General features: G+C 32.1%; 22 protein-coding genes and 1 tRNA gene. 13 read left to right on the forward strand and 10 right to left on the reverse strand.

Annotation, left to right across the window (positions count from 1 at the left end; genetic code table 11):
- The 4 genes from Q8S25_RS13120 to Q8S25_RS13135 all read left to right on the forward strand — a co-directional run bounded on the left by Q8S25_RS13120 (position 1) and on the right by Q8S25_RS13135 (position 1338).
- Complete coding sequence (locus Q8S25_RS13120; RefSeq protein ID WP_305538489.1) at positions 1 to 315, forward strand: hypothetical protein; 315 nt, start codon at positions 1 to 3, stop codon at positions 313 to 315.
- Between the two features lie 6 nt (positions 316 to 321).
- Positions 322 to 540, forward strand: a complete 219-nt coding sequence (locus Q8S25_RS13125) for a DUF2892 domain-containing protein (RefSeq protein ID WP_305538491.1) — start codon at positions 322 to 324, stop codon at positions 538 to 540.
- A 37-nt stretch (positions 541 to 577) separates the two neighbouring features.
- Positions 578 to 1165 (forward strand): hypothetical protein, encoded by a 588-nt coding sequence (locus Q8S25_RS13130; protein ID WP_305538493.1) that lies wholly within the window; start codon positions 578 to 580, stop codon positions 1163 to 1165.
- Between the two features lie 99 nt (positions 1166 to 1264).
- A tRNA-Ile gene (locus Q8S25_RS13135) sits at positions 1265 to 1338 on the forward strand.
- 160 nt (positions 1339 to 1498) lie between these two features.
- Here Q8S25_RS13135 and Q8S25_RS13140 read toward each other — a convergent pair.
- Positions 1499 to 2023 carry a hypothetical protein gene (locus Q8S25_RS13140; protein ID WP_305538495.1) on the reverse strand — a complete coding sequence of 175 codons (525 nt, stop codon included), beginning with the start codon at positions 2021 to 2023 and terminating at the stop codon, positions 1499 to 1501.
- Between the two features lie 749 nt (positions 2024 to 2772).
- On the opposite strand from Q8S25_RS13140, the gene Q8S25_RS13145 reads away from it, so the two are divergent.
- Both Q8S25_RS13145 and Q8S25_RS13150 read left to right on the forward strand, forming a co-directional pair.
- Positions 2773 to 3414, forward strand: coding sequence for a hypothetical protein (locus tag Q8S25_RS13145; RefSeq protein WP_305538497.1), 642 nt, complete (start codon positions 2773 to 2775; stop codon positions 3412 to 3414).
- Between the two features lie 120 nt (positions 3415 to 3534).
- Positions 3535 to 4377 carry a beta-1,6-N-acetylglucosaminyltransferase gene (locus Q8S25_RS13150; protein ID WP_305538499.1) on the forward strand — a complete coding sequence of 281 codons (843 nt, stop codon included), beginning with the start codon at positions 3535 to 3537 and terminating at the stop codon, positions 4375 to 4377.
- Here the strand turns inward: Q8S25_RS13150 and Q8S25_RS13155 are convergent, their stop codons facing one another.
- Complete coding sequence (locus Q8S25_RS13155; protein WP_305538501.1) at positions 4378 to 5718, reverse strand: oligosaccharide flippase family protein; 1341 nt, start codon at positions 5716 to 5718, stop codon at positions 4378 to 4380.
- Between the two features lie 42 nt (positions 5719 to 5760).
- A complete protein-coding gene (locus tag Q8S25_RS13160; protein WP_305538503.1) occupies positions 5761 to 6921 on the reverse strand; it encodes a hypothetical protein in 1161 nt (386 codons plus the stop codon).
- Between the two features lie 360 nt (positions 6922 to 7281).
- On the opposite strand from Q8S25_RS13160, the gene Q8S25_RS13165 reads away from it, so the two are divergent.
- The gene (locus Q8S25_RS13165; protein ID WP_305538505.1) at positions 7282 to 8358 is read left to right on the forward strand and encodes an ATP-grasp domain-containing protein; all 1077 of its coding nucleotides are present in this window, start codon (positions 7282 to 7284) and stop codon (positions 8356 to 8358) included.
- A 32-nt stretch (positions 8359 to 8390) separates the two neighbouring features.
- Here Q8S25_RS13165 and Q8S25_RS13170 read toward each other — a convergent pair whose 3' ends face one another.
- From Q8S25_RS13170 to Q8S25_RS13180, 3 genes are read right to left on the reverse strand one after another with little or no spacing between them, the layout of a single operon-like run.
- Positions 8391 to 9629, reverse strand: a complete 1239-nt coding sequence (locus Q8S25_RS13170) for a S9 family peptidase (protein WP_305538507.1) — start codon at positions 9627 to 9629, stop codon at positions 8391 to 8393.
- 10 nt (positions 9630 to 9639) lie between these two features.
- Complete coding sequence (locus Q8S25_RS13175) at positions 9640 to 10173, reverse strand: LA_0442/LA_0875 N-terminal domain-containing protein (protein WP_305538509.1); 534 nt, start codon at positions 10171 to 10173, stop codon at positions 9640 to 9642.
- A 26-nt stretch (positions 10174 to 10199) separates the two neighbouring features.
- Positions 10200 to 10622, reverse strand: a complete 423-nt coding sequence (locus Q8S25_RS13180; protein ID WP_305538511.1) for a phosphate-starvation-inducible PsiE family protein — start codon at positions 10620 to 10622, stop codon at positions 10200 to 10202.
- A gap of 210 nt (positions 10623 to 10832) precedes the next feature.
- Between Q8S25_RS13180 and Q8S25_RS13185 the strand changes: the two genes are divergently transcribed.
- Both Q8S25_RS13185 and Q8S25_RS13190 read left to right on the forward strand, forming a co-directional pair.
- A complete protein-coding gene (locus Q8S25_RS13185) occupies positions 10833 to 12758 on the forward strand; it encodes a PAS domain S-box protein (RefSeq protein ID WP_305538513.1) in 1926 nt (641 codons plus the stop codon).
- Between the two features lie 77 nt (positions 12759 to 12835).
- On the forward strand, positions 12836 to 17323 hold the full coding sequence (locus tag Q8S25_RS13190; RefSeq protein WP_305538515.1) for a PAS domain S-box protein: 4488 nt from the start codon (positions 12836 to 12838) through the stop codon (positions 17321 to 17323).
- Here Q8S25_RS13190 and Q8S25_RS13195 read toward each other — a convergent pair.
- The 3 genes from Q8S25_RS13195 to Q8S25_RS13205 form a co-directional block, all read right to left on the reverse strand.
- Positions 17320 to 18009 (reverse strand): murein L,D-transpeptidase catalytic domain family protein, encoded by a 690-nt coding sequence (locus tag Q8S25_RS13195; protein ID WP_305538517.1) that lies wholly within the window; start codon positions 18007 to 18009, stop codon positions 17320 to 17322. The genes Q8S25_RS13190 and Q8S25_RS13195 overlap by 4 nt on opposite strands.
- A gap of 103 nt (positions 18010 to 18112) precedes the next feature.
- The gene (locus tag Q8S25_RS13200; protein WP_305538519.1) at positions 18113 to 18814 is read right to left on the reverse strand and encodes a response regulator; all 702 of its coding nucleotides are present in this window, start codon (positions 18812 to 18814) and stop codon (positions 18113 to 18115) included.
- Positions 18815 to 18817: 3 nt separating this feature from the next.
- Positions 18818 to 22141 carry a PAS domain S-box protein gene (locus Q8S25_RS13205; RefSeq protein WP_305538521.1) on the reverse strand — a complete coding sequence of 1108 codons (3324 nt, stop codon included), beginning with the start codon at positions 22139 to 22141 and terminating at the stop codon, positions 18818 to 18820.
- A 140-nt stretch (positions 22142 to 22281) separates the two neighbouring features.
- Here Q8S25_RS13205 and Q8S25_RS13210 point away from each other — a divergent pair, with 140 nt between their 5' ends.
- Together Q8S25_RS13210 and Q8S25_RS13215 are read left to right on the forward strand one after the other, a co-directional pair.
- Complete coding sequence (locus tag Q8S25_RS13210) at positions 22282 to 22710, forward strand: small multi-drug export protein (protein WP_305538523.1); 429 nt, start codon at positions 22282 to 22284, stop codon at positions 22708 to 22710.
- 2 nt (positions 22711 to 22712) lie between these two features.
- Positions 22713 to 23330 carry an HAD family phosphatase gene (locus Q8S25_RS13215; RefSeq protein WP_305538525.1) on the forward strand — a complete coding sequence of 206 codons (618 nt, stop codon included), beginning with the start codon at positions 22713 to 22715 and terminating at the stop codon, positions 23328 to 23330.
- An 8-nt stretch (positions 23331 to 23338) separates the two neighbouring features.
- Here the strand turns inward: Q8S25_RS13215 and Q8S25_RS13220 are convergent, their stop codons facing one another.
- On the reverse strand, positions 23339 to 23578 hold the full coding sequence (locus Q8S25_RS13220; protein ID WP_305538527.1) for a hypothetical protein: 240 nt from the start codon (positions 23576 to 23578) through the stop codon (positions 23339 to 23341).
- A gap of 102 nt (positions 23579 to 23680) precedes the next feature.
- Between Q8S25_RS13220 and Q8S25_RS13225 the strand changes: the two genes are divergently transcribed.
- Positions 23681 to 24211 (forward strand): ribosome maturation factor, encoded by a 531-nt coding sequence (locus tag Q8S25_RS13225; RefSeq protein ID WP_305538529.1) that lies wholly within the window; start codon positions 23681 to 23683, stop codon positions 24209 to 24211.
- A 20-nt stretch (positions 24212 to 24231) separates the two neighbouring features.
- A complete protein-coding gene (gene nusA / locus Q8S25_RS13230; RefSeq protein WP_295186888.1) occupies positions 24232 to 25482 on the forward strand; it encodes a transcription termination factor NusA in 1251 nt (416 codons plus the stop codon).
- Positions 25483 to 25496: the final 14 nt, after the last annotated feature.

A 25496-nucleotide genomic window follows, 5' to 3' on the forward strand; every position in this document is an offset into this window, starting at 1 on the left:
ATGAAATTACTTATTATAACAGCAGTAAAAGAATACAGTAAGTCTGTTGAAAAAATTTTGAAAGACGCAGCAGTCACTGTTTTTAGCGTTACCGATACTATCGGTGTAAAGAATAGTCCTGATGATTATTTGTTAGACGATTGGTTTGGTTCTGATGATGGTAATAAATATGATTCAGTTTTTATTTTTAGCTTTTGTACCACTTCAGCAGCAGATAAAGTAATTGAATTGATTGAATTATATAATGCTCAGTCTGAAGACAACCAGTTTCCCATTAGGGCATTTGTTGTACCAGTAGAAAAATCAACTAAATAAAATAATATGAAAGAGAGAATAGTAAGGGCAGTAGCTGGTACTTTTGTTTTAACCAGTATATCACTCGCTTATTTTGTACATATCAATTGGTTATTACTGGCAGCTTTTGTAGGGCTGAATTTATTACAGTCTTCATTTACTAAGTTTTGTCCACTTGAGTGTATATTAGATAGAGCCGGTATTGGAAAAGAACCCAAAGCAGGTTGTTGTATTACTGCTTCTTAAAGAATTAATTGTTTACATTCAGGTAAATTTCACTTGAATGAATGACAACGATAAGCAAAGTAGTTTATTGAAAAAGGAACGACTTTTCAATAAAATAGCTGTTGATAAGCAAAGTTCATTCTTAGTTACCTGGTGGCTAGCAATTGCACAATTACTTAAGGATGGCAATTGTGTTTGGGAACTAGAATACCTAGATGTAATAGCAGACTCTCAATATGAATTTTGGATAGAAAAGCTGAATCAAGATCCTTGGTCTAGCTTTTCTTTTTCTAGATCTGTAATACAAATTGGAGATAAATATTGGGTTCATGAAATGCTTTATTTGAAGTATCCGAGTATGCTGCCATTGCGATATTTGCCTGATTTGGAAAAATTTTGTTCTAAATCCAATGATTATATAGGAGTTTTTAAAGAAATCATTGCTCGGTTATTGCTGAATAATCAGGCTGTTTTCTTATTTTATATTAGAATGAACCCCGTTATTAAAATAAACTTGTATGATTTACTTATACTAAATCTTGAAGCAATTTTACCAGAAGAGGAAGATGTGGCTATAATGGCAATTGATGGGAGCTGGCTAATTTTTAAATCTATGGAAGGAGAATGGGTTTTCGGGCGTTTATAAAAGCGTATTTGGCTGAATATTTAAAAAGAAAAATAATCCTACCCAAAATTAACCTCAAATCATTATTTTTGCTCCCCTTAAAGAACAGTAATGTTCTTCGGGCCTATAGCTCAGTTGGTTAGAGCACCTGACTCATAATCAGGGGGTCCCAGGATCATGCCCTGGTGGGCCCACTTGACGATCAACCACTTATGATTTGTTTCATAGGTGGTTTTTTCTTTTCGGCCAAGTTCTGGCCATGTTTTGTGTTTTTGAAGGAAAAGAAGGAATGGAGGTGAGGCAGTAAAAAAATAATAGTAAGATGGACTCCTTAAAAATTAGCGAAGAATAAAATTATAAATATGTTCCAAACATAAGTAAATAACCATCGGTATCAAAATAACATTTGAGTAAAGTATTTTGATAGCTGATTAATGTGAAAGGAGATGCTGGCGTTCCCTTATTGATTGCAATGATTTTAAAATTCGATTCAGTTTCAAAGTTTTTTAAATGTAAATTTTTATCAAATAATAAAGAACCAATAAATACTTTACCAGGAAAAGCGACTATTTTATCATTTCTTCTTTTTTGATCAACTTTACTTTTTTGTATTACAAATGTGCATTCTAAATTTTGGGGTGGTCGATTATACCAACCTAAGCTAATACCTAGATCCTTAAAAATATAGGTATATCTAAAAGGCTGTTTTGAACGATCTCCTGTAATAGGATCACCTATATGCGCGAAATTACCAGACCAAGATTTACTTCCTAATAATTCTTCTAATGTAGATTTAGGTGTTGATTTTGAAACAGCAATACTATTGATTGTTATTTTACCTGAGTCATATTGTATAACAGGCAATTGTGCTTTTAACAATTGCATGGATATAATAGATATGAACAAACAATAAATACGCATTTTTTTGTATGACTTCAAGTAACGTGTACGGTATATTTTGTAGAGAGTTTCTTTATTTAAATATAGGATTTATCTCTATACGGTAAGCTATCTGAGGGATATAGCGAGAGTACTTTCAACAATAAGAGTCATAAAATGGGCCAGCAAATTAACGAAAGTCTGGCAGAGATTTCCAACAGGTTAAACTTATCAGTGCCACTGAAAGTGCTAGAGATTGCTATGAAACTACCCTAAAACGGGCAGGCAAGTCTAATGACATCATTGGCGAGATGCTAGGCCATAGTAATTCTACTGTAACGATGTATTACTTGGCCAGTATGGACTTGGAATCAACATTAGAGATCAATTCAGCACTCTATTAATTATGCAAGGCTTTACGCAAGGATTTGTGCAAATCAGTATTACTGCAAGGAAGATTTTCCACGGAATTGAATTCCATTACAAATGGATGCAGTCTAATGTTAGTCAATGGAATAGGGATTATACCACTCATAATCAGGGGGTCCCAGGATCATGCCCTGGTGGGCCCACAGTCGAAAAGACTATATTTTAGGGTTTATGCAATAAAATGCATAAACCCTTTTTATTGAATGTATTTCTGCGTAGCACTTAGGTTCCATTTATAACTACAAGCTATTTTCAAACGGACGCGTCATAAAATAAATGTTATAGATGTACGTTTTGTCTAGAACAAACTCTTATAATACATGAACCTTTTTTTTTCTATTAATCAGAATTTTCGCAAGGGTAAATATTACATTATAATTGGTTTAGCTATTATTGCCCTTGTTCTAGCAGCTACTGAATTTATACATCAGTATAGAGGAATACCCTATGAAGACCTAACAAGAGACCCTAATGCAATTTCGTTAAAACCAAAGTATATTGGATTTGTATCTCAAATAGGAATCTTTTTCTGGTTTGGAGCAGTAAGTATATGCTTATTGGGTTCTATGTTACTTAAACGTTTAGCAGGAGATGGTATGAATATTCAATACTTGAGGTTCTTTTGCTTTTTCTCATTTGTTTTGGGAGTAGATGATGTGTTCATGCTGCATGATGAGTCGGCACATAGGGGTGTAAATGAGCAAGTTGTTTACATAATTTACATGCTCTCATTTGGATATTTCATTTTAAAATTCTGGAAACTTGTTTTCAAGACTAATTTTAATTTGATATTTATTGCGGGATTTTTACTAGCAGCCTCCATTTTCATGGACACATTTTATTCTTCTGATTTTATAATTGAAGATGGTTTTAAGTTGAGTGGAATTGTGTTTTGGTTTTTATATTTTTTAGATACCTCAATAAGCTTCATTACTTTGGCTGTAAAAAACAGACTTAGTTAAAACAAGAATGACGTTTTTTTATAAAAAAAACGCTTATTAGTTATAGTTATATTTGGATTAAGTATTTACACATTTGATTAATTTTACTAGTTAACTGCTACTTAAATTAAGAAATATAAATTGCGTATTGCTCATCTAATTTTTGTTCACAAAAGTCCTTTGCAATTTGAAAGGCTTTTAATGAAGTTAATTTCAATTAATGCTGATATCTATGTTCATGTAGATAAAAAAGTAGATATTAATCAATTCGTTTTTTTATCTAACAACCCTAATATTTTTTATATTCAGAACAGAGTTTCTATTAATTGGGGTAATTATACAATGGTAAAAGCTATACTAAGTAGCTTTGAAGAAATTATCAATAGTAAAATTGAGTACAGCCATATAAATCTTTTGAGCGGTCAAGATTATCCTTTGAAAAAAATAGAAGATTTTGAATCTTTTTTATCCGAAAATAAAGGAAAATCATTCATTCAATCTCTTTCAATTTATAATGAATGGCATAACTCTAAGGAAAGACTTACAAAATATTGTTTAGGTGATTGGAATATTCCGGCTAAGCATTCAATACAAAAACTTACGAATTGGATTTTCCCCAAAAGAAAATTTCCTACTGATCTAGAACCTTATGGTAGTTCTAGTTGGTTTGTAATAACACCTGATTGTATAAAATATGTTCTTGACTATTTAAAAATGAATCCAAAAATTACGCATTTCTTTAAGTATACCTGGGGAGTAGATGAAATTATTTTTCAAACAATTTTATTAAACTCTCACCTAAAAGAAACTATTATAAATGATAATTTGCGATATATAGTTTTTGAAAATAAAAGCCCCCATCCAAAAATATTAAATTTGAATGATGCGGTTAAATTAATTGATTCAGATAAATTTTTCGCACGTAAGTTTTGTATGGATGCCGATAGTAAAATATTAGATTATTTGGACACTCTTCTTAGATAACTAAAATTGCTTTTTTAGTTCCACATATACTTTAAAAAATATATCCTTGGTCTCTTGCCAGCCTATTATGATAATTTCTTTGATAGTATAATTTATCCGCTTTTTAAGCGCATAATAGCCAAATAATACTCCTGATATTACAGTGAATGGACCAAAAAAGGCAATTCCGTAAAGACTCTTGAAAAATAGAATCCCAATAAAGCTTCCAACAATATGGACTCCTAACATTAGTAATACCTTCTGAAAATTAACTTTAGGTAAATGAAGCATATCTAATGCTACACCATTAAATCTGTCAATGGGAAATAATAGCGAAAAGAAAATCATGATCCTGAGGATATTTGCAGCTTCACTTCCAACATATTTTTGACCTCCTATAATGTATACAGCTAAGTCAGCAAAAATAATTACTCCCAGTACAATTGGAATAATTGCAAATGTTAATAGACCTGCATATTTTTTAAAAATATAAAGGAACTGTTTTTCATCATTTTTGTTTAGTGCTGTTGCCATTGATGACATTCCTGTACCTAGTGAACTGCCAAGTGGTATTTCAATAATTGTCATCAATCTTCCTGGCAAATTATAAACTGCAAGAGCTATTGGTCCTAAAAAGAAGGTAATGATGAATGTAGTACTAATTCTAAAAAACATAATACTTGTACTAGTTGAAACTGTAAACTTTCCGAAATTATACAACTCAAGTAAAATTTTTCTACTACTATTGGCTATTGTTTTAATGTGAAATGTTTTAAAGAAAATACAGAATAGTCCTGTCAATAAATTGGTTGCAATATTTAAGATCAACATATTGTTTAATGTCATCTTGTTTAGGAATATTAATACTGCAATTATTATTAACATTGAAAAGTTATTAACTAATCTTAGCCAAAGTATTTTGATATAGTTTTCTTCGGCCATCAAAATCCAAATAGGAACTGTAAATGGTAGTGAACTTATGAAAGTAATGCCAAGCCATTTGGCAACAATGGTTACCTGATAATTATTTATTAACGGGATTAATAAGTATAAAATAGCACTTATAACTACTACTAACAAAGTAATACCAATAGCAATGACCCAAACTGAGCCTAATACAGATTTGCCTCGCTCTTTTTCTGCCCCTGCATAAAACTTAATGGTTGCAGTATTTAAGAATCCGGTTCTTATTGCTTCAACCAGTCCTTGGATACTTAGAAAAAAAAACCATGTTCCAGCATCAGTTTTTGAAAAAGATCGGAATAATAAAGACATTGTGATTACGCTAAAACCAGAAATAATCACATTTACTAGTAACGCAAGAAAATTTTTATTCTTTAAATTAAAATTATTCAATCCCATTAAAAGTATGTTATATCATCTATAAACTAAATGATTATATTATTATCGTTTAACCGTTTTTTTAGAAAAAGCTGTTTGAATTCTATGCGTTACAAATTCATAAAACAAATTTTTAAAAATCAATTTTGATAATTTTAAATCATATAATGGTAAAAATTTCCAGTATCCTTTAATATTAAATATCCATCTAAATAATCCTTTAAGATCTTTATGCCAATAAATTCTTTTTAAATCCTTGTAAAATAATGCTATTTCTATATTGTTTTTAAATAATTCCGGTGTAGGATTTGCTTTTTCTTTGTTACTGATTACATTTCTTATTCCGGTGATAAAATTATTTTCCGACAAATACTGACTGTAGGCTAACCATGAATTTGTGCGCAAATCCATTTCAATTAAATAGTATTTATCTGTTTTTGGTTCATGAATATAGTTAATGTTTGCAAATCCGTTTGCTCCAGATTTTTTACCTAGTTCAATTAAATGTGTTTTAATTTCTGGATTTTTATAATATACCCTTCTTGTATTGTAAGTAAACCTATTATCGGCGTAGTTTAAAACTTTAGCACAAAAATATACTATTAATTCTCCCCTAAAGTAATAAGCATCTACTCTTATTTCCTCACCCTCAATGTATTCTTGAAACAAAATTGGTTGATTAACTGTTGATTTGTTAAGTAAATCTAATAGTTCCAACTTTGAATTGGTAATACACATATTGGTACCTCCCCAACTAAATTCATTTTTATTAATTAGTGGGAATTGTAAGTTTTTAATAATATTTTCAATATCTCCTTCTGATTGATAAACGGCATATTTAGGTGTTTGAATATCATTGGAAATACAAAAGTCTGAGAATCCAATTTTAGAACTCAGCATTTTTCTATTCTCAATTTTTATAAGTGGCATAACTTTAATGAATAACTCCTCATTGTCAATTTTTTCATTCAGAATCTTTAATAAGGGTTCATCGGTTAATAAAATTAAATTATAATCATTTGAGTTAACTATTTCAATAAATACTTTTAAAAATAATTCTTTATTTGAGGGTGCTTCAATCCATTTATCATGAAATTTATTTGTTTGAAGCCAACCATCTTTTATGCAATATACGTGCACTATACAACCTGCTTTTTTGTATATATAGGGAATTTCTGCACAACTATCCCAATTATCTAGACTTGCGATTAATACTTTCTTCATTATTGGCGCATTAACTTTGTTAAATAAAATTATTTACTTACAATTCAATAGTTTCTTTTCAATATTCCTTGAAGATACTTAATATCATAAGCCCCTTCAGAATCCAGCTAGTTAACTTTATTCCTATAGAACTTAGTTCAGAACAAATTTGATTTTTTTAAATTTGGTTTCAAAGGTTTAACTTTTACAAATGAAGGCATTACTTAAAGTATTGCCGTTAATATATATGCTTAATAAGTATAATCCTTATTCTACTCATATGTTTATAATATCTGATGATTATCTATTAATGGAGCAAACTAAACTATAGCCCCTATTTTTAGGAATTTTTAAATAATTTCTTTAATTTAATTTTGATTGATGAGTTCAATTCAAAAAAACATATTGCTTATAGGGTATGATTCTAATATTGCATTAGGGGTACTTGCGTGTCTTCGTAATGAAGGATTTGATTTCTTTCTGCTAACTCATAACACTAAAAATGCTGCTAAATACTCATGTTTTGTAAAGAAGACCTTTTATTATAGTGCGGAAAATGATTCATTAAAAGAAAAAATTATTACAATTATAAAGCAATGTGAAATTAATTTTATAATGCCTTATGATGAGCTAGAAATTAGAGAGGTAACCTTACATAAGGAAGAGTTATCCAAATATGCTCCTTGCGTTTTAGGGACGGATCCTATTAATTTTGATATTGGAATTCATAAACTTAATTTAGCTAAATTTTTAACCGCTAAAGGAATCCCATGTCCGCCATTTGCCACATTAGATAATAGTGAACAACAAGAGCAATTAATTAATTCTGTTGGTTTCCCACTTTTATTGAAACCAGTAAGAATGACTAGTGGAAGAATGATTCAGAAAGTACTTAATCGTCAATCGTTAAGCAATTTGATTGAAGAATATCGTGATAACCTTTCTAATTTTCTACTGCAACCTTTTATTATTGGCTCAGATGTTACTTGTAATGTTATATGTAAAGAAGGAGAGCTTGTTTGTTATACTATTCAAGAATCTCCAATAAAAACTGGTGCAAACTTTTATAGTAACGATACACTTGAATACCATGATGATGATGAAGTAATCGAGTTAGTGGGCAGAATGATGAAAGAATTAAAGTGGAATGGTGTTGCATGTGTAGATATGAGAAGAAATGCAGAAACTAACAAAGTTTACATATTGGAAATAAATGGACGTTTTTGGGCATCCGTTCTTCCCTCTTTTGTTAAAGCAGGGGTTAATTTTCCATCGATTTTAATTAAGTTATCAATGGGTCAAGAAATTACAATACCCCCAATGCAACCTGCTAAACAAGTGTCTTTAAAAGAATACATTTACTCTATAGCAAGGTTGGGCAATTTGAAATTTAGCGATACCAAGTACAAGAGTTACCTATTAGATCCTATTGCTAGATTCTTTCAAATAATTAATTAAGAATTGATAAAGTGCTTCAGATATATATTTGATTATTTCATGAATGAATCAAACCATGGCTTAGCATGAATAACTGAATAAATATAAGTGGCTCTATGATCTGCTTTAAGCCCTGCAGAAATAGCTTTTGTATTTCCACCACCTAAAACCTGATGGAATCCTTCAGCCAGCCTAGCAATATATACCGGAACCACTTCGTCACTTTCGCCGTAATAATTAATTAATGGTGTACGACATCTCCATCTATAAGCTTGCATATTTTCTAGTAATTTCCAAAATGGATCATTTGCAATATTACCAGTAGCCATAAAATCTGGATTAAACACTTCTTGAATTTTGTCTTTGGTTTTTGCATGATATGTTGGCCAATCAATTTTAAACTCATAGAAATCTTTAGCTGTTTGATAAAACTCCGGCTTTATGGCCCTGGCTGCAATTCCCGGAAAATTATATTGATCTTTTGCAAAAATAAAGTTGGTTGCACAAGCTGGCAACCATACTGCATCAATTGGTTGGTAGTTATTCATCCATCTGTTTACAATAACTGCTCCGTCTAGTGGGGCACTTGCTGAAGCAGCAGCGGCAACTGGGATATTTAATGATTCTAGCCTTCTTAAGAAAGTCATATTGGTCCAACCACCCTGAGACCAGCCGTGAACAAATAAGGGACCATGTTTTATTTTATTTGCCGTTAGTACATTTTTTGCAGCTAGTAACATGTCTAAACAAGCTTGCTCACTACTCTCTTTAACTAAATATGAATTCGGAAGTGTAGAAATACCTAAGCCAAAGTAGTCTGCTCCAGTAACAATATAACCTTGAGAAGCAAAAACAGCAATCATCATTTTAGTTTCCATAGACTCATCTGGAAAAGATGGAACCTGTGTTTTGCCAAATACTGTTCCATGTTGATATGAAACAATGGGCATTGAATCTTTTCCAGTTTCAGGTATCGCAACCAACCCTGAGGCAATAGTAGGTAAATTATTGAGTTCAGGTACTACGGAATTGTATTTTACCCTGTATAATTTAACTGGATATTTTGGAGGAGTAAATGTGCCTTTAAAATTAGTAAAAGGCATAGAAGATCCATTCAAAAATTCACTTAACTCAGCATTAAGTATCTTATTTAGTTTATTTAAATCGAATGTAGTGATGTATTGATATTGTACACTATTGCCACCCGCATCAATATATTTGTTTGAACTTTGCGCATTAACTGAATTTGAAAATGCCAACACAACTAAAAGGTGAATAATACTTCTTTTCATTTTTATTTAATTAATATTTGTAGCAAAATGCTTTTTTAATTTCTTGAATTGCTCCCCAGCTTTTTATTAATCCATTGTATACAGTTTCCCTTTCATAATTAATTAGTATAAAAGGACAATTTAATTTAGCTGCTTCCCTTTGTAATTTCTCGGATACCTTTATATCGCTTGTATTTGCAGTGTGTAAATTGATGAACTTTGTGTGCGCTCTTATACTTGATACTTGTATTAAACCTGAATTTTGATTTTTGTCTTCAAGAATTAAAACTTTCTCCCAGTCTGATTCTCCATTGATGATGATTTTTGTTGAAATCCACTGTTTTCTTCCTGATTCAAAATGAATTTTCTCAATAGCATATTTACTAATCTGTTGTTCTGTTTTTTCGTTTTTGTACCTAAATAATACTGTGTAACTAGTAATATTAATTACCTCGCCATTTATTAGGGTTCCGTTATGTAGCAAAAGGGTATCTGAATTACCATAACAAAATTGTAATGCAAATACAAAAAAGAATAAAAGTGTTGATTGTTTTAAATGGCTCATTTGAATGGTGTAGTTGCCTTAATATTTTAAGCTTCTTTTTCTTTATTAAAAAAGAAAAAAGCAATGCCAATAGATAATAAGATAGCACTAAGCCCTAATAGCATTGATTCATTCATATGTTTGATATCTAGTGTAATTACTTTATTAGCCATTGCAATTGCAGCAATTTTTAAAATTGATTTAACTGGTATGTTTTCATGATTAAGCAGAAGAATTATTGATTTAAATAATTCATGTCCTACTAACATGATTAGCAGAATACTAAATACGATATGTAAATCTTCAATATTGATTAAGAAATAATAGGGATCTGGTGATGCAATTGCCTGATAAAATAATACTATTAAATGACCAGTACCCAGTAACATACTTGATATCAATAATATTAATAAAATTAAGATGATTAAGTTGGAACAAGTTTTCAATAATTTCAGTAATTTCTCTTGCATTCTACTATTGAATTAATGATTGGTTTTATTTGCGAAAGATATCTTTGTTTGCATCCAATCAATAGTAATAATTCATCATGTTTTATCGATTTTGGGATAAATTTGAAAAGCATTATCCTCTTGGTTTTAGAGAATGTCTCAAGTAGCAATGAATTTATATATGGTATAAATTATTCGTACATTAGTATTTATTTTTACGCACCCCCTCTTATGACACAAACCCCAACACCTGAAAATTTCAATGATTCTGAAAATGAACAATTTATTGAATTAGTAGAACACCTTTCGGTTGGAGTGGTAAAGCATCTTCCCGATTCAAGTATTGTTTTAGCTAATAATAAAGCTTTAGAGTTATTGGGTCTTTCAAATGATCAATTAATTGGAAAAACTCCATTCGATCCTTCTTGGCATGTGATTAATGAACTGGGTAAGGAAATACCAGGCAATGAGCATCCTGCTGCAATTGCTCTTTCAAGTAATAAACCAGTTAGAAATATTTTAATGGGCGTTTACAGACCATTAACTAAAGACCGAATTTGGATTTCAACAACTGCTATTCCCTATGTGGATCAATTTGGGAGCCTCAAACACGTAATTGTCACTTTTAGTGAAGTAAGTGAACTAAAACGAAAAGAAATTCAGCTAAAAGAAACGAATCGTATGGTTAAGGGAATCTTAGATTCTTCTTATGATATGATTATTGTTTACAATGAAAACGGGGAAAAATTATTTTTGAGTAATTCTGTTGCAGAAATTTTAGGACATCCGCTTGAAACTCTTTATACTTTACCCGCATTTTCTTCTGTAATTGAAGAAGATGCCAAGCGAACAGAGTTGGCCTTGGATGAGTTAAAAGTAAAAGGAACTATTAAGTATTTTGAAAATAGATTGATTAATGCTACTGGCGAAGTACTTGATTTTTCCTGGTCGGGTAAATGGGATGCCGATTTAAAGTACATCTATTTGATTGGTAAGAATATAACGAATCAAAAGAGGCATCAAGAAGAGTTATTGAAGTCTAGAAGACTATTTAAATTTTCAACAGAAATAAACGATTTAATATTAAATGCAAAACAGCCGCTCGATTTGTATAATGGACTCTGTGAAATTGCTGTAAATGCTGGTGGTTTTGAATTTGCCTTTGTAGGACTCCGGGATGACATTAATGAAACAATTGTACCTTATAAATATGCTGGCAATGAATTAGGGTACCTTGATTATTTCAAAAAACATATTTCTATTAAAAACATTCCAGAAGGGAATGGACCTTCTGGGAGAACCATAAGAGATGGTAAACTATATTATTGTAATGATATTGCCAATGACCCTTCAATGGCTATATGGCGTGATGCTGCATTAAAAAGAGGATTTAGATCTTCACTTACCATGCCAGTTCGCGTAGATAATTATACTATTGCGCAAATTGCTATTTATGCGAATAAACCTAACTTTTTTACCAATGAAGAATTGGATTTAATGAAACGCGTTAATGAGAATATTAACTATGCAATGAATAATTTTTCGGTTGCTGTTAAACATGAAACTGCCCAAAATCAATTGCTTAAGTTATCTCAAGCAATTGAGCAAAGTACATCGTCTGTCATGATTACCGATGTAAATGGTGTTTTTGAATATGTGAATCCTGCGTTTTGTAAAACATCTGGTTATACAGCAGAAGAATTAAAAGGTATAAAATCAAGCATCTTAAAGTCGGGGTATACGGTGGAGAAAGAGTTTGCTACACTTTGGCAAAAAATATCCAATAAAGAATCCTGGGTTGGTGAATTTTGTAATAGAAGAAAAGATGGAGCACTTTATTGGGTTAACGCTTATATAAGTCCAGTTGTTAATGCTGCTGGTATCATCACCAACTATATTGGTGTAGAGGAAGATATTACCCAACAACGGGAAACACTTTCTACTTTAGAAAATAAAAATAAAAGGCTAGCCCAAATTGCTTGGGAGCAATCGCATTTGGTAAGGGCTCCTTTAGCAAGAATCTTAGGAATTATAAATCTCCTAAAACATGAATTCATTCAAAATGATGATAAAGAAAATTTTATAGTTCATTTAAAGAATTCTGCTGAAGAATTAGATGCTGTAATAAAGTCCATCGTATTTAAAACGAATGAATAAATAACCATCTTTCAAATGACGATTTATTATAATAAAATTGCCTTAAGAATGCCCTAACTTTATAACAAATAGGAAGGATGAGCAATAGCAATTATAAGAGTGATCTAGAGCAAGACTTTATATTGCTTTTTGAGAATGTTGCTCAAGGCGTTATTTATTTAGATCAAAATGGTAAAATATCCGATGCCAACCCAGCAGCAGAAAACTTATTAGGTTTTTCTTTAGAGCAAATTAAGGGGATAGATCTGTTAGATGCAAGTTGGGTTGCCATCAAGCCCAATCAAACTAACTTTCCTAATGAGGAATTTCCTGGATTAATTGCATTACAAACAGGGAAACCCGTTTTTAATGTTGTGATGGGTGTTAAGCACGCTGTCAAAAAAAACTATCTTTGGATTCTAGTTAGTGCTGTTCCCGAATTTAAAGACGGCCAAGCTAAACCTTACAGGGTATTTATCTCTTTCACTGATATAACAGATCAAATTGAGTTAGAATTTAAGCTTAGACAACGAAATAAATTATTTCATTTAATATCTACTATATCTCAACGATTTATAAATATTCCATTAGAACACTTAACCGGAGAAATCAATAGTGCAATTAAAGAATTGGGTGTATTTGCAAAAGCCGATCGATTAGCTATTTTTAATTTTGATTTTACAAATGGATTTGCACATTACGACTATGAATGGTGTGCTGAAGGTATTGAATCAAAGAAAGAGGAACTTTCAATTATTCCACTTGAACATTTTGTTTCATGGATTGAGATTCTGAAAAAGGGAGAGTCAATAAATGTACCTAACTCAAAACAATTAGACCCCAATAGTTCAATTAGGACTTTGTTAGATACAGGAAATGTTGTGAGTTTATTGGCCCTGCCTTTAATGAATGGCCAGGAATGCATTGGTGTGATAGGCCTTGAATCTGTTGATAAGCCGCATTATTTTACCAGTTTAGAGCAAGACCTCTTGGCCATTTTTGCTGAACTATTGGTAAATGTAAAAAATAAAATCAATTATGAATCTAAACTAAAAGAGAGTGAAACCAAGTACAGAGAAATAACCGATAATATGTCTGATATGGTTTGGACCACAGACATTAATTATAATATTACATTTTGTAGTTCCTCAATAATAAAATTATTCGGTTATACTCCTGAAGAATATGCGGCAATAAATTATGAAAAAATTTATACGCCTGAAACCTTAAATAAAATTGAATTACTCTTGGCTGAAGTAAATCAAGCCAGACTAAATAATTTAATTACCGCCAGTTCTAAATGGGAAATTGAAGGTGATTCGTATAAAAAAGATGGAACTCATGCATGGTTCAGCACTGAAATAAAGCCAGATTTTTCTGAAGATGGAATTTTAAGGGGATATATTGCAACAACTAGAGATGATTCAAAAAGAAAAAAGGCAGATGATGAATTAAGAAGTTCAAAAGTTGATTTAGCCGAAAGATTAAAAGAGCAAAAATGTGTTTATGATATTTCAACCTTAAGTCAAAATGATGAATTGACACCAGCAGAATATTTTGATGCAATATGCAGCATTATTCCACCAGGGTTCCAAGATGTCCTTAATACTCATATACATATTCATTTTGAAGGGGATGATTACTATTCTTTAAACTTTTTTGCTACAGAAAATTATCAAAAATTTGATATTCAAGTAGCTTCAAAAAACCTTGGGTTTGTTAAAATATGCTTGCCATTAGAATTAAAGTTTCTTAATGAAGAAATAGTCATGATGAATACCATTATTGGTATCATAGAAAAATATAAGCAGGTAAAACTAACGAAGCGTGAAATTATTGCATCGGAGCAAAAGTTCAGAATAATTGCCAATAATACGTATAACTGGGAATTTTGGGAAGCACCTGATGGGCATTTTATTTATCACTCGCCTTCTTGCAAAAGAGTTACAGGTTATTCGGCAGAGGAATTGATTAACGATCAAATTATTTTACAAAAATTAATACATCCCGACGACTATAATAAATATGTTCAACATCGTAGTCAAGTGATTGAACAAAAGCATTCTGAAAAGCTCTTATTTAGAATCATCAATAAAAGAGGAGAAGTTAGAATAATCGAACATGTTTGTCAACCTGTTTTTAGCGAAAAAGGAAAATACTTGGGTACTAGGGGTACTAATTTAGACATCACGGAAAACAAAAAAGCAGAAGCCGCTCTGTTAGAGAGCAAAGAAATTTATCGAAGTTTAGTAGAAAGCTCTGATGCTTCCATTATTATGTTAGATGTAAATGGTAAGTTTTTGTATGTAAATGAAATTGCAGCAAAAACCTTTAAGAAAAAGCCCTCAGAATTCTTGGAGGAAGATTTTACAATACATGACTTAGCCACTCCTGAAATTGCTAGCCAAAATATGGCAGATATTGAACAGGTGTTTTTTAGCAGAAAGGGAATGATTAAAGAAAGTACTAGATTAATTAATGGAGAATCATTTTGGTTTAGAAGTAGCATTCAACCTGTAAGAGATTCAAATGGAAATGTGTATGCGGTTTTGGTTAATGCCACTAATATAACTGAGCAAAAATTGGCAGAAGAAAGAGTTAAACTAAGTGAGTTAAAATATAGAACACTATTTAATGAGTCTCCAGATGGGTTTTTGATAGTAAAAGAGGGTATTTTTATTGATTGTAATAAGGCAAGTGAATCTATTCTTGGTTCTACAAGTGATTATATTATTAATAAAACGCCAACAGACATTTCACCTCTCTATCAACCCAATGGAAGACTATCTAGTGAGATGGTTCAAGAGGTTATTGTTGAAGCTATATCAAATGGTCATACTCAATTTGAATGGACACATTTAAAAATGGATGGTACTCCTGTAATAGTAGACATTAAAATTTCTGTTGTTGTAGCAAACGGTGAAAATTTACTCTTTACCACATGGAGAGATGTAACAGCTCAACGAGAAGCAGAATTGCTAATTAAGAAATTAACAAGCGCTGTAGAACAAAGTCCAATTAGTATTTTCATAACTGATATAGATGGTAATATTGAATACGTTAATCCTTTCACCCTATCGGTAACTGGGTACTCTTATGAAGAATTAATTGGTCAAAACCCACGACTATTAAAGTCTGGATTTACCAATCCAAAAGTGTATGATGAATTGTGGAAGACCATCACAGGTGGTTTAGTTTGGCGTGGCGTGTTGAATAACAGAAGAAAAAATGGTTCCTTATATTGGGAGTCTACTACTATTACGCCTATCATTAACGAAGCTGGTACAATTACAAGCTTCATTGCTATTAAAGAAGATATAACCGAAAGAATTAAAATTGAACACGAAATAAAACAGCTCAATGTTAATCTTGAAAAGAAAATTGATGAACGCACAATTGAACTGCAAAATAGCAATGAGGCATTAACAAAAGCAAAAATTGAAGCAGAAACAGCCAATCATGCCAAGAGTGAATTCTTGTCTAGAATGAGTCATGAGTTAAGAACTCCAATGAATGCTATTTTGGGTTTTGCGCAGTTATTAGAATTGGGAGCGTTAGATACAAAACAAGAAAAAGCAGTACACCATATTTTAAATAGCGGAAAACACTTATTAGATCTAATAAATGAAGTGCTAGAAATTTCCCGAATTGAAGCGGGTAAAATATCTATTTCAGTTGAATCGGTTAAATTGAATAATGTATTTAGAGATGTAATTGAAACATTAACGCCAACTGCAACTGCTTATGGGGTTGTTTTGATGAATGAACTAGAGAACAAAGGAGATATCTTTATAAAGGCAGATAAGCAAAGAGTTAAGCAGGTATTAATAAATCTCCTCAATAATGGAATTAAATACAATGGCAAAAAAGGTTGGGTTAAATTATCAGCAACCGAGTTTTATGATAGTGATAAAGCATTTATCAGAGTCTGTATAGCCGATAACGGTCCTGGAATTGATCCAGCTAAGATTTCTAAACTATTTACCCCATTTGAAAGATTGGGTGCCGAAAACTCTGCTGTAGAAGGCACCGGTTTAGGACTTTCAGTTGTAAAGCAATATACAACCTTGATGGGTGGAATCTGCGGTGTTGAAAGTAAACTAAATGAAGGGAGTTTATTTTGGATTGAATTACCCAAAACCAATTCTGTAATAGAACTAGTAAAAATAAATGAAAACCTACCTAACGAGGATTTGAAAGAACTTGTGACTGATCAAGCAATAGTGCTTTATATAGAAGACAATAGTTCTAATATTGATTTGGTAACCCAAATTTTATTAACCATGCGTCCGAATGTTAAATTGATTACTTCAGTTTATGGTAAAGAAACCATCATTTTGGCTCATCAGCATAAACCTAATTTAATATTGTTAGACTTAAATTTACCTGATATACATGGTGCTGAAGTTGTAGAGTTGCTTAAGAAAGAAGAGCAATTAAAAGACATCCCAGTTGTAGTAGTAAGTGCAGATGCAATGCCTTCTCAAGTCAGTAACTTATTGGCTGCAGGTGTAAAGCAATACCTCACAAAACCATTTGATGTATCTTTATTCTTACAAGTACTAGATAAATACACTTCAGCTTAACTAATTAAACTAGGCTCATTAATTAGTTTAGACTTTTTTGAATAATAGTTACTAGGCGCATAAATATACAATAGTGAAGCGCCTTTAATAGTCTGAATAATTTCTTTTACTTCATTTTGGGGTACTGCAGGGCATCCCAAGCTGCGACCAATATATCCTTGTTTCTTTATTAGATTATTGCTTACATAATCTGCTCCGTGTATTACAATAGCTCTTTGCTTTGCATGATCATTAATTCCTGATTCAATTCCGGATAACTGTAAAGACATTCCATGTTTACCTCTGTAGATATTTCCTGTAATATAAAATCCTAAACTGCTTTGGTAAGATTCGTTTGTATTCGAAAAATTTTTAGCGAATAATGTTCCAGAATTACGACCATGTGCAACCAATGTTTGAAGCACTAATTCCATCTTGTTAATGTCAATAATGAAAAGCCTTTTTTCAGAGCTTGGTTTGCTAAAATCTGCTATGGTTAAATATTGTTGGTTAAGTAACTGACCACTTAATTTTAATTTTTCGTAGGCATTAAAAGCATGTTGAATAGCTTCTTTACTGATACTAAATTTATTTGCAAGGAGTTCAATCTTGAGAACTAAATTACTAATAGGATTATTAGACTTTTTGTTGAATGCTTGGGTAGAAAGACCAAGTGTTAATAACAATAAAAAAAATGTTTTTTTCATAGTTGGGGGTACTATTGAACTTACTATCAGCATATAAAATGCCGAGTCGCAAAATTAGCTTGTTCTGTCTTGAATCTTGCAATTAAACTGTTAAAATGGCAACTTATATGTTTGCTTGAGCACTTTTGGCAGATATTTCTCTAACAGTTTTATCTATTTCATTTGCTGAAGTAATAACAATTTCCATGATTTCTTCTTGAGTAACACCGGCATCATCTTTAATTTCTAATAAAGAAATAGCCCCCATCATTCTTGCTAATGGCGCTCTTACTACATGCGACTGAATCCAAGATATTTCACGCAGTGCTTTATTTTGTAATTCAATTGCTTCAAGATTTTTTTCTAATTCTTGGGTTCTTTCTTTTACCTTTTCTTCAAGAATTAAATTTTGATTAGTGAGTTGAGACATTAAATAAACAGTATACAATAAGTTCTTAATTCTCAAGTCTACTTCTGTTAAATCGAAAGGCTTAGTTAAAAAATCGCTTGCTCCACCAGACAATGCTTTCTTTTTAGATTCAGGAGTAATATCTGCCGTTAAAACAAGAATGCGCATTAAAGTAAATACATCAGATTCTTTTTTTAAGATTTCCATAATATCAAAACCAGAAACCTGAGGCATCATTAAATCTAATAAGATTAATTCTGGCTTGAATTCAAAAATTGTTGCTATAGCTTGTGTTGAATCGCTAATAGATTTCACATTTGTATAGCCCTTCATCATCAACAAGTTTTCTAGTACTTCAATATTGGCTAATGTGTCGTCTACAATCAGAATCCTTGCATCTTTTAAATCTTCTTTCATAAATTATTTTATTATATCATCAATAGCGGCTAAGAATGATTTTATTTCAATTGGTTTAGTTAAATAGTTTTTTGCCCCTAAAGCTTTCAAATTACTTATTTGATTTGGCATAGCATCGGCGCTAATAACAATTACTGGAATATTTTTCGTTGTATCATTTTCTTTTAATTCTACCAATATATCTTTACCATGTTTGTCGGGTAAATTTAAGTCTAACAATATTAAAGTAGGTTTTACTTCAACCGCTTTTTCAAGCGCACCATTGCCATGCATATGAATTACCAAGCTGATACCTTTTCTTTTGGTTTCCATGATTTCTTTGACTAATTCAATATTGGGCATATTGTCTTCAATATAAAGCACGGTGCCTGTTTGGTCATGAATAACAGCATGTTGATTCAGTGTAGCTTCTTCTTGAATTATATCTAATTGATTTTGACATTGCTGTAATTCAATCCAAAACGTACTTCCTTCCCCTGGCTTACTTTTTACACCTACTTTCCCACCCATTATGTCAATCAATTGCTTAACCACCGCTAATCCTAAACCGGTTCCCTCCACATTGGTTTTTTCTGCCCCAATTCGTTCAAACGGAATAAATATTCTTTCTAAGTCTTTTTCTTCAATACCCCAACCATTATCAATTATTGATATTCTAATAGGCGTATACCCTTCCTCAGTTGTAGGCTTTGTATCTACAACGATATTTACTTCGCCCCCTTCATTATTGTATTTTATAGCATTGTTGGTTAAATTAATTAAAACTTGTTTCAATCTTTGTCTATCAGCTTTTACATAGGTTGGAACAGTGTTTTTTAGTTGACAATTTATGCTGATGTTCTTTTGATTAGCAGAAAACTGTAAACTGTCTTTTATTTCATTAATTACATCGTATACTTCTATGGGTTCAACGGAGATACTTATACGGCCCGATTCAATTCTAGAGATATCTAACACTTCATTAATTAGGTTTAACAAATGTTTTCCGCTGTCTAATATATGATGCACCCCTTTTTCTTGTATAGGGGTTAACTCACTCATTTGTAAAAGCTGACCAAATCCAAGAATTGAATTCATTGGTGTTCTTAATTCATGACTCATTTTAGACAAGAAATCAATTTTTGCTTGATTGGCTTTTTGTGCTTCTTGATTGGCATTGATTAACGAAATATTGGCGTTTTCAATATCTATGGTACGCTCTTTAATTTTTTCTTCTAAATGTAAATTCAAATCTTTTAATTCATCTTGAATTCTTTTACGTTCGGTAATATCTTCTTTGATTGCTATATAATGCGTGATTTCTCCATTTTCATTTAATATTGGGCCAATTGTAGCTTGTTCCCAGTACATGCTTCCGTCTTTTTTTCTATTATGAAAAAAACCTTTCCATTCTTTACCATGAGTAATATTACCCCATAAATGTTCGTATTCTTCTAAACTAGTTTCACCTGATTTTAACACTTTAGGATTTTTTCCTAATAATTCTTCCTGGGTATATCCAGTAGTTTGAAACGTATACGGATTGGCATATTCAATATTTCCTTCTAGGTTAGTAATTACAACAGTTAGGGGGATCTGTTCCACCGCTCTTGACAATTTCCTTACTTGCTCTTCAGCAATTCTTTTCTCAGAAATGTCAATACCCATACATTGCATTTCACTTGGTTTGCCATTGACATCCGTTAAACATACAAATTCCCAAAGCGTTGTCATTATTCCACCCTCTCTTGTTGGCTTGTCTAGTTCAATTTGATGAACTGTTCCCGGACTCCTAATACAGGCCATTACTACTTCTTGGGTTCGCTTATGATGATAATTACAAATAGAGGTTAAAGAATCACCTTTTTCTAATCCCTTACTTTTATATAACCATCCAAATTCTTTTTCAAAAGTTTTATTCCAATAGGTATGCATACCAGTTAAGTCTGTTCTTAAAACATAATGAGTAGGGCTGTTTACAATTCTTTGTAATCGTTCTTCACTTTCTTGTAATTCAACTAAAGCTCTTTTCTCGATAGTAATATCTCTGGTGATACCTAATACGCCCGTGATATTATTTTCTGAATTCCAACTTGGTTTTATTAAAGATTTAAACCAAAATACCTGTCCGTTTTTTTTAATCGCTTGGCCTTCTAAATTCCATCTATCTTGAGTGGAAATTGATCCATCCTTCAATTTCGACTTGAACTCACGAACAATTTCTCGATATTTTTCTACGGTCTCTTCTGAAAATTGATCATTTATTGAACCTGAAATATACTCTTCAGATTCATAACCAAAAATTGATTCAATAGAGGGGCTACAATAATTCATTTTAAAATCAATATCCGCAGTCCAAATTAAATCTGCAATATTTTCAGTAATCTCTCTGTACTTTCTTTCGCTTTCTTTTATTTGTTTATTATAGGTTTGCCTTACCTGCATATTCACCAACGTTTCGGCAAATACAAACAACAAATTTTGTTCTTGACTGGTAAAGAAATGCTTCTTTTTAACTGCGTCTAATCCTACAAATCCTAAACATTTACTGCCCTGCATAATGGGTACTGTTATACAACTTTGGATACCTTGTAATTCAAGCCCATTTTTTAGTGTTGTATTTGCTGGTAGCGCACTAACATCAGGTATATGAACCGATAATCCCTTTGAATGTTCTTCTACCCAATCTTTTGCAATTTCAAATGGAATGAGTTGCATATCATCTTTGTGTGCGGTTATTCCCTCATTACACCATTCATAGGTATTACTCAGTAATTGGTGCTCAAAATCATAATTAAAAATATACACCCGATCAGTCTCAGTAAACCTTCCAATTTCTTCTAATGATTCCAAAATGGCTGCAGTTGGGTCATCTTGTAAAACACCTAAATAAGTTTTAGCTGTCTTCATCATTAAGCTTTGAAGCTTATTCTGAAAACGCAATTTTTTTTCAATTGAAATTTGAGAACTAATATTGGTAACTGTAGTTAAAATTCTTTCCAAGGTTACTCCATCTGCTGCAAACTCAGGTTCGGCTTCAAATAAAATCCATGTTGTATGACGGGTTTTTTTATTATGGACACCGGCAATAATATCTGTAACTGGCTTCTTGGTCCTTTTTACAATTTCAATTGGATTTTCTTCTACAGGGATTAACTTGCCATCGTAGTCAATTATTTCAAAACCATGCTCTGGTGATCCAATGTGATTGAATTTATCAATTGTAAGTCCAAAAATTCTATCTGCAGCTTTATTGGCATAAATAGGTATTCCTGAAGCATCAAAATAAACGATGCCAATATTTATTTTATTAATTAATGTTTCATTAATAAAGTGCCTGTCATCCATATTCAATCTATTTACTTGCTATTAGTTGAAGTTAATAAATATATCTCTACTATGATTTTGTTAATCTTATTCAAAAGAGCCTGACTATTTATTGTAATAAATTGTTGGCAATTGAAAGACTGTATCTTTGAAATTCTATTATGCTATACAAAATATTAACTGTTGCTGGGCTTGCCACTTTTGAAATTTATGCCGCTATTCCGGCGGGGTTTGCTTTTGGAATTTCGGCATGGACCATTTTTGCTACTACTGTTGTAGGTGGTTTAGCTGGTGTATTTATTGCCGCTTTCTTGGGTAAACAAATTCAACAATATTTAAGCAAATTCAGGAAGCCTAAAGTTAAAAAAGTAGAAAAAAATGCTTTGATTTTTAAAATCTGGGAAAAATACGGTGTGATTGGGTTGGGTTTTTTTGGAACCCTTACCGTTGGGGCTCCTGTTAGTATTGGCGTTGGAACTGGTTTGAATGTTTCCATTCAAAAATTAATCATTTGGTGTTGTGCAGGCGTTGTTACGCGTTGTGCTTTATTTACTGCTTTGGGTCATTTTGGAATGAAATTGATTAATTAATTATGAAATCACCAATTAAGCATATCATTTTTGATTTAGGTGGGGTTTTTTTGAATATTGATTTTCAATTAACCAATCAAGCGTTTATTGATTTAGGTGTGTTGCAGTTCAATGAAATGTTTACCCAACACTTTTCTAACCCCTTGTTCGAATTATTAGAAACAGGTAAAATAAGTGAAGAGGAGTTTTATACTGCTTTCCGCAAAGAATCTAAAACCAACCTGACCAATGAACAAATTAAGGGAGCTTGGAATGCGCTTTTATTAGACTTTCCTAAAGAACGTATTGATTGGCTTAAAAATATTTCGAAAAAATATCGAATCTTCTTGTTTTCCAATACCAATCAAATACATTACGACTGTTTTATAGAAAAATTTAAAATGCAGCATCCAGGTCTAGACTTTGATAGCCTATTTATAAAAGCATATTATTCGCAAAATTTAGGACTTCGCAAGCCCTATCCAGCGTCTTTTCAGGCTATCTTAAAAGAACAAAGTCTCCATGCTGGCGAAACCTTATTTATAGATGATACCATCAAAAATATTGAAGCGGCGCAAGAATTGGGCTTACAAACCATTCATTTAAAAGCCCCATTAACGGTATTGGATTTGGCACTTTAATACCCCTCTTATTTTACTTCTTCAAAATCTAAGTAATCGTCTTTTTTTACAGCAGAACTAGCTGCTTGTTTTTGCTGAGGCTGCTCCTGTTGGCGGGCATATTCTTGTTGTTGAAAAGCTTGTTGCTGCTGCATTTCAGACATTTTTTGCTTGATCTGACTGGCTGTTTTACTCACAGGGATGACCAATCCAAAAATGAAGCGATACAGAAGGTAAATGGCTAAGGCCCAAAGTAATACTTTAAACATAAGAGCGTAAAATTAGGAATTAACCTATTATAGGGCTGTTAAAACCTGCTGAAATCGGAAGAGCGGCAAAAATTTGGATTTTAGGGTCTAATTGACGTATATTTGCAACAAGCTAAGAATCAACAGAAGGGAACGACTATCGTTCCCTTCTCCTTTTTTACCATGGCAACAGACAATAATATTAACCTAGTTGAGCAGTTTTTACAGACCATTTTGGCAGAAGAGCCATTGTATTTTCTGGTATCTGTAAAAATTAAACCCACCAATAATATCAAAGTGTTTTTAGATGGGGATAGTGGCTTACCTATTGAGAAATGTGTCTATTTTAACCGAAAACTCTACAAAATGATAGAGGAAGCCGGAATTTATCCTGAAGGTGAATTTTCGTTAGAAGTTTCTTCACCAGGCATTGATGAGCCACTTAAACTGATAAGACAATACCAAAAAAATATTGGTAGAACCATTCAAGTGGTTTTTACCGACGATTCTATTAAAGAAGGAGTACTAGAAACAGTAGCAGAAGCAGATATCATGATACAATGTACCAGTGGTAAAGGCAAAAAAGCGGTTACTGAACAAGTACTAATTCCTTTTTCAAATATTAAATCAACAACTGTACAAATTAAATTTTAGCAGAATAAAAAAACAGCGTTATGGCCAGTATCAACTTAATTGAGGCGTTTCAGGAGTTTAAAGACGCAGAAAATATTGATCGTCCCACGATGATGAAAGTGGTAGAAGATGTATTCAAAACCTTGCTTCGCAAGAAGTTTGGTGCAGACGATAATTTTGATGTTATCGTAAACGCCGAAAAAGGTGACCTTGAAATCATCCGCCGCCGAATGATTGTAGAAGATGGTGAGGTGAATGATCCCTTGGCAGAAATTGCTTATTCTGAAGCTGCCAAAATTGAACCCGACTTTGAAGTAGGGGAAGAACTGTACGAAGAAGTAGATATACTCGACTTTGGTCGTAGGGCCATTTTAGCTGCTAAGCAAACACTAGCAAGCCGTATCAGCGATTTGAAAAAGAATGTGCTGGTAAAGAAATATGGTGATCGTGTAGGTGATATAATTAGTGCGGAGGTTTACCAAGTTTGGAAAAAAGAAGTATTGTTATTAGACGAAGAAGGCAATGAATTGATATTACCTAAGTCTGAACAAATTCCTCAAGATTACTTTAAAAAAGGGGAAAATATTCGCGCAGTGGTTGCTCGTGTTGACATGAAAAATAATACACCTGTTATTATTTTATCTAGGACTAGTCCAATGTTCCTTGCCAAATTATTAGAGATTGAGGTTCCTGAAATTTTTGATGGTTTAATTGCTATTAAAAAGATTGTTCGCGAACCCGGAGATCGCGCTAAAGTAGCCGTTGAGTCTTACGACGATCGTATTGATCCAGTAGGTGCTTGTGTAGGTATGAAAGGTAGCCGTATTCATGGTATAGTTCGTGAATTGAAAAACGAAAACATAGACGTAATTAACTTTACCACCAATATTCAATTGTTAATACAACGTTCATTAACGCCTGCTAAAATTAGCTATATGGACTTGGATAACGATAAAAAACAGGCCAACGTTTACTTAAAAGCCGATCAAGTGTCTTTGGCCATTGGTAGAAGAGGAGTAAATATTAAGTTAGCATGTGAACTAACTGGTTATGAAATTGATGTTTATCGTGAAGACGAAGAAATTACCGATGAATTTGATATTGATTTAGATGAGTTTAGCGATGAAATTGAAACCTGGATTATTGACGAATTTAAAAAGATTGGTTGTGATACTGGTCGCAGTATTTTAAAACTAACTGTAGATGAATTAGAGCGTAGAACCGATTTAGAGCGTGAAACAATTGAAGAAGTTAGAAAAGTACTACAAGAAGAATTTGATAGAGAAGAATAAGCAGCCAATAACCA

The sequence above is a fragment of the Sediminibacterium sp. genome (assembly GCF_030695065.1).
Taxonomy (GTDB): domain Bacteria; phylum Bacteroidota; class Bacteroidia; order Chitinophagales; family Chitinophagaceae; genus Sediminibacterium.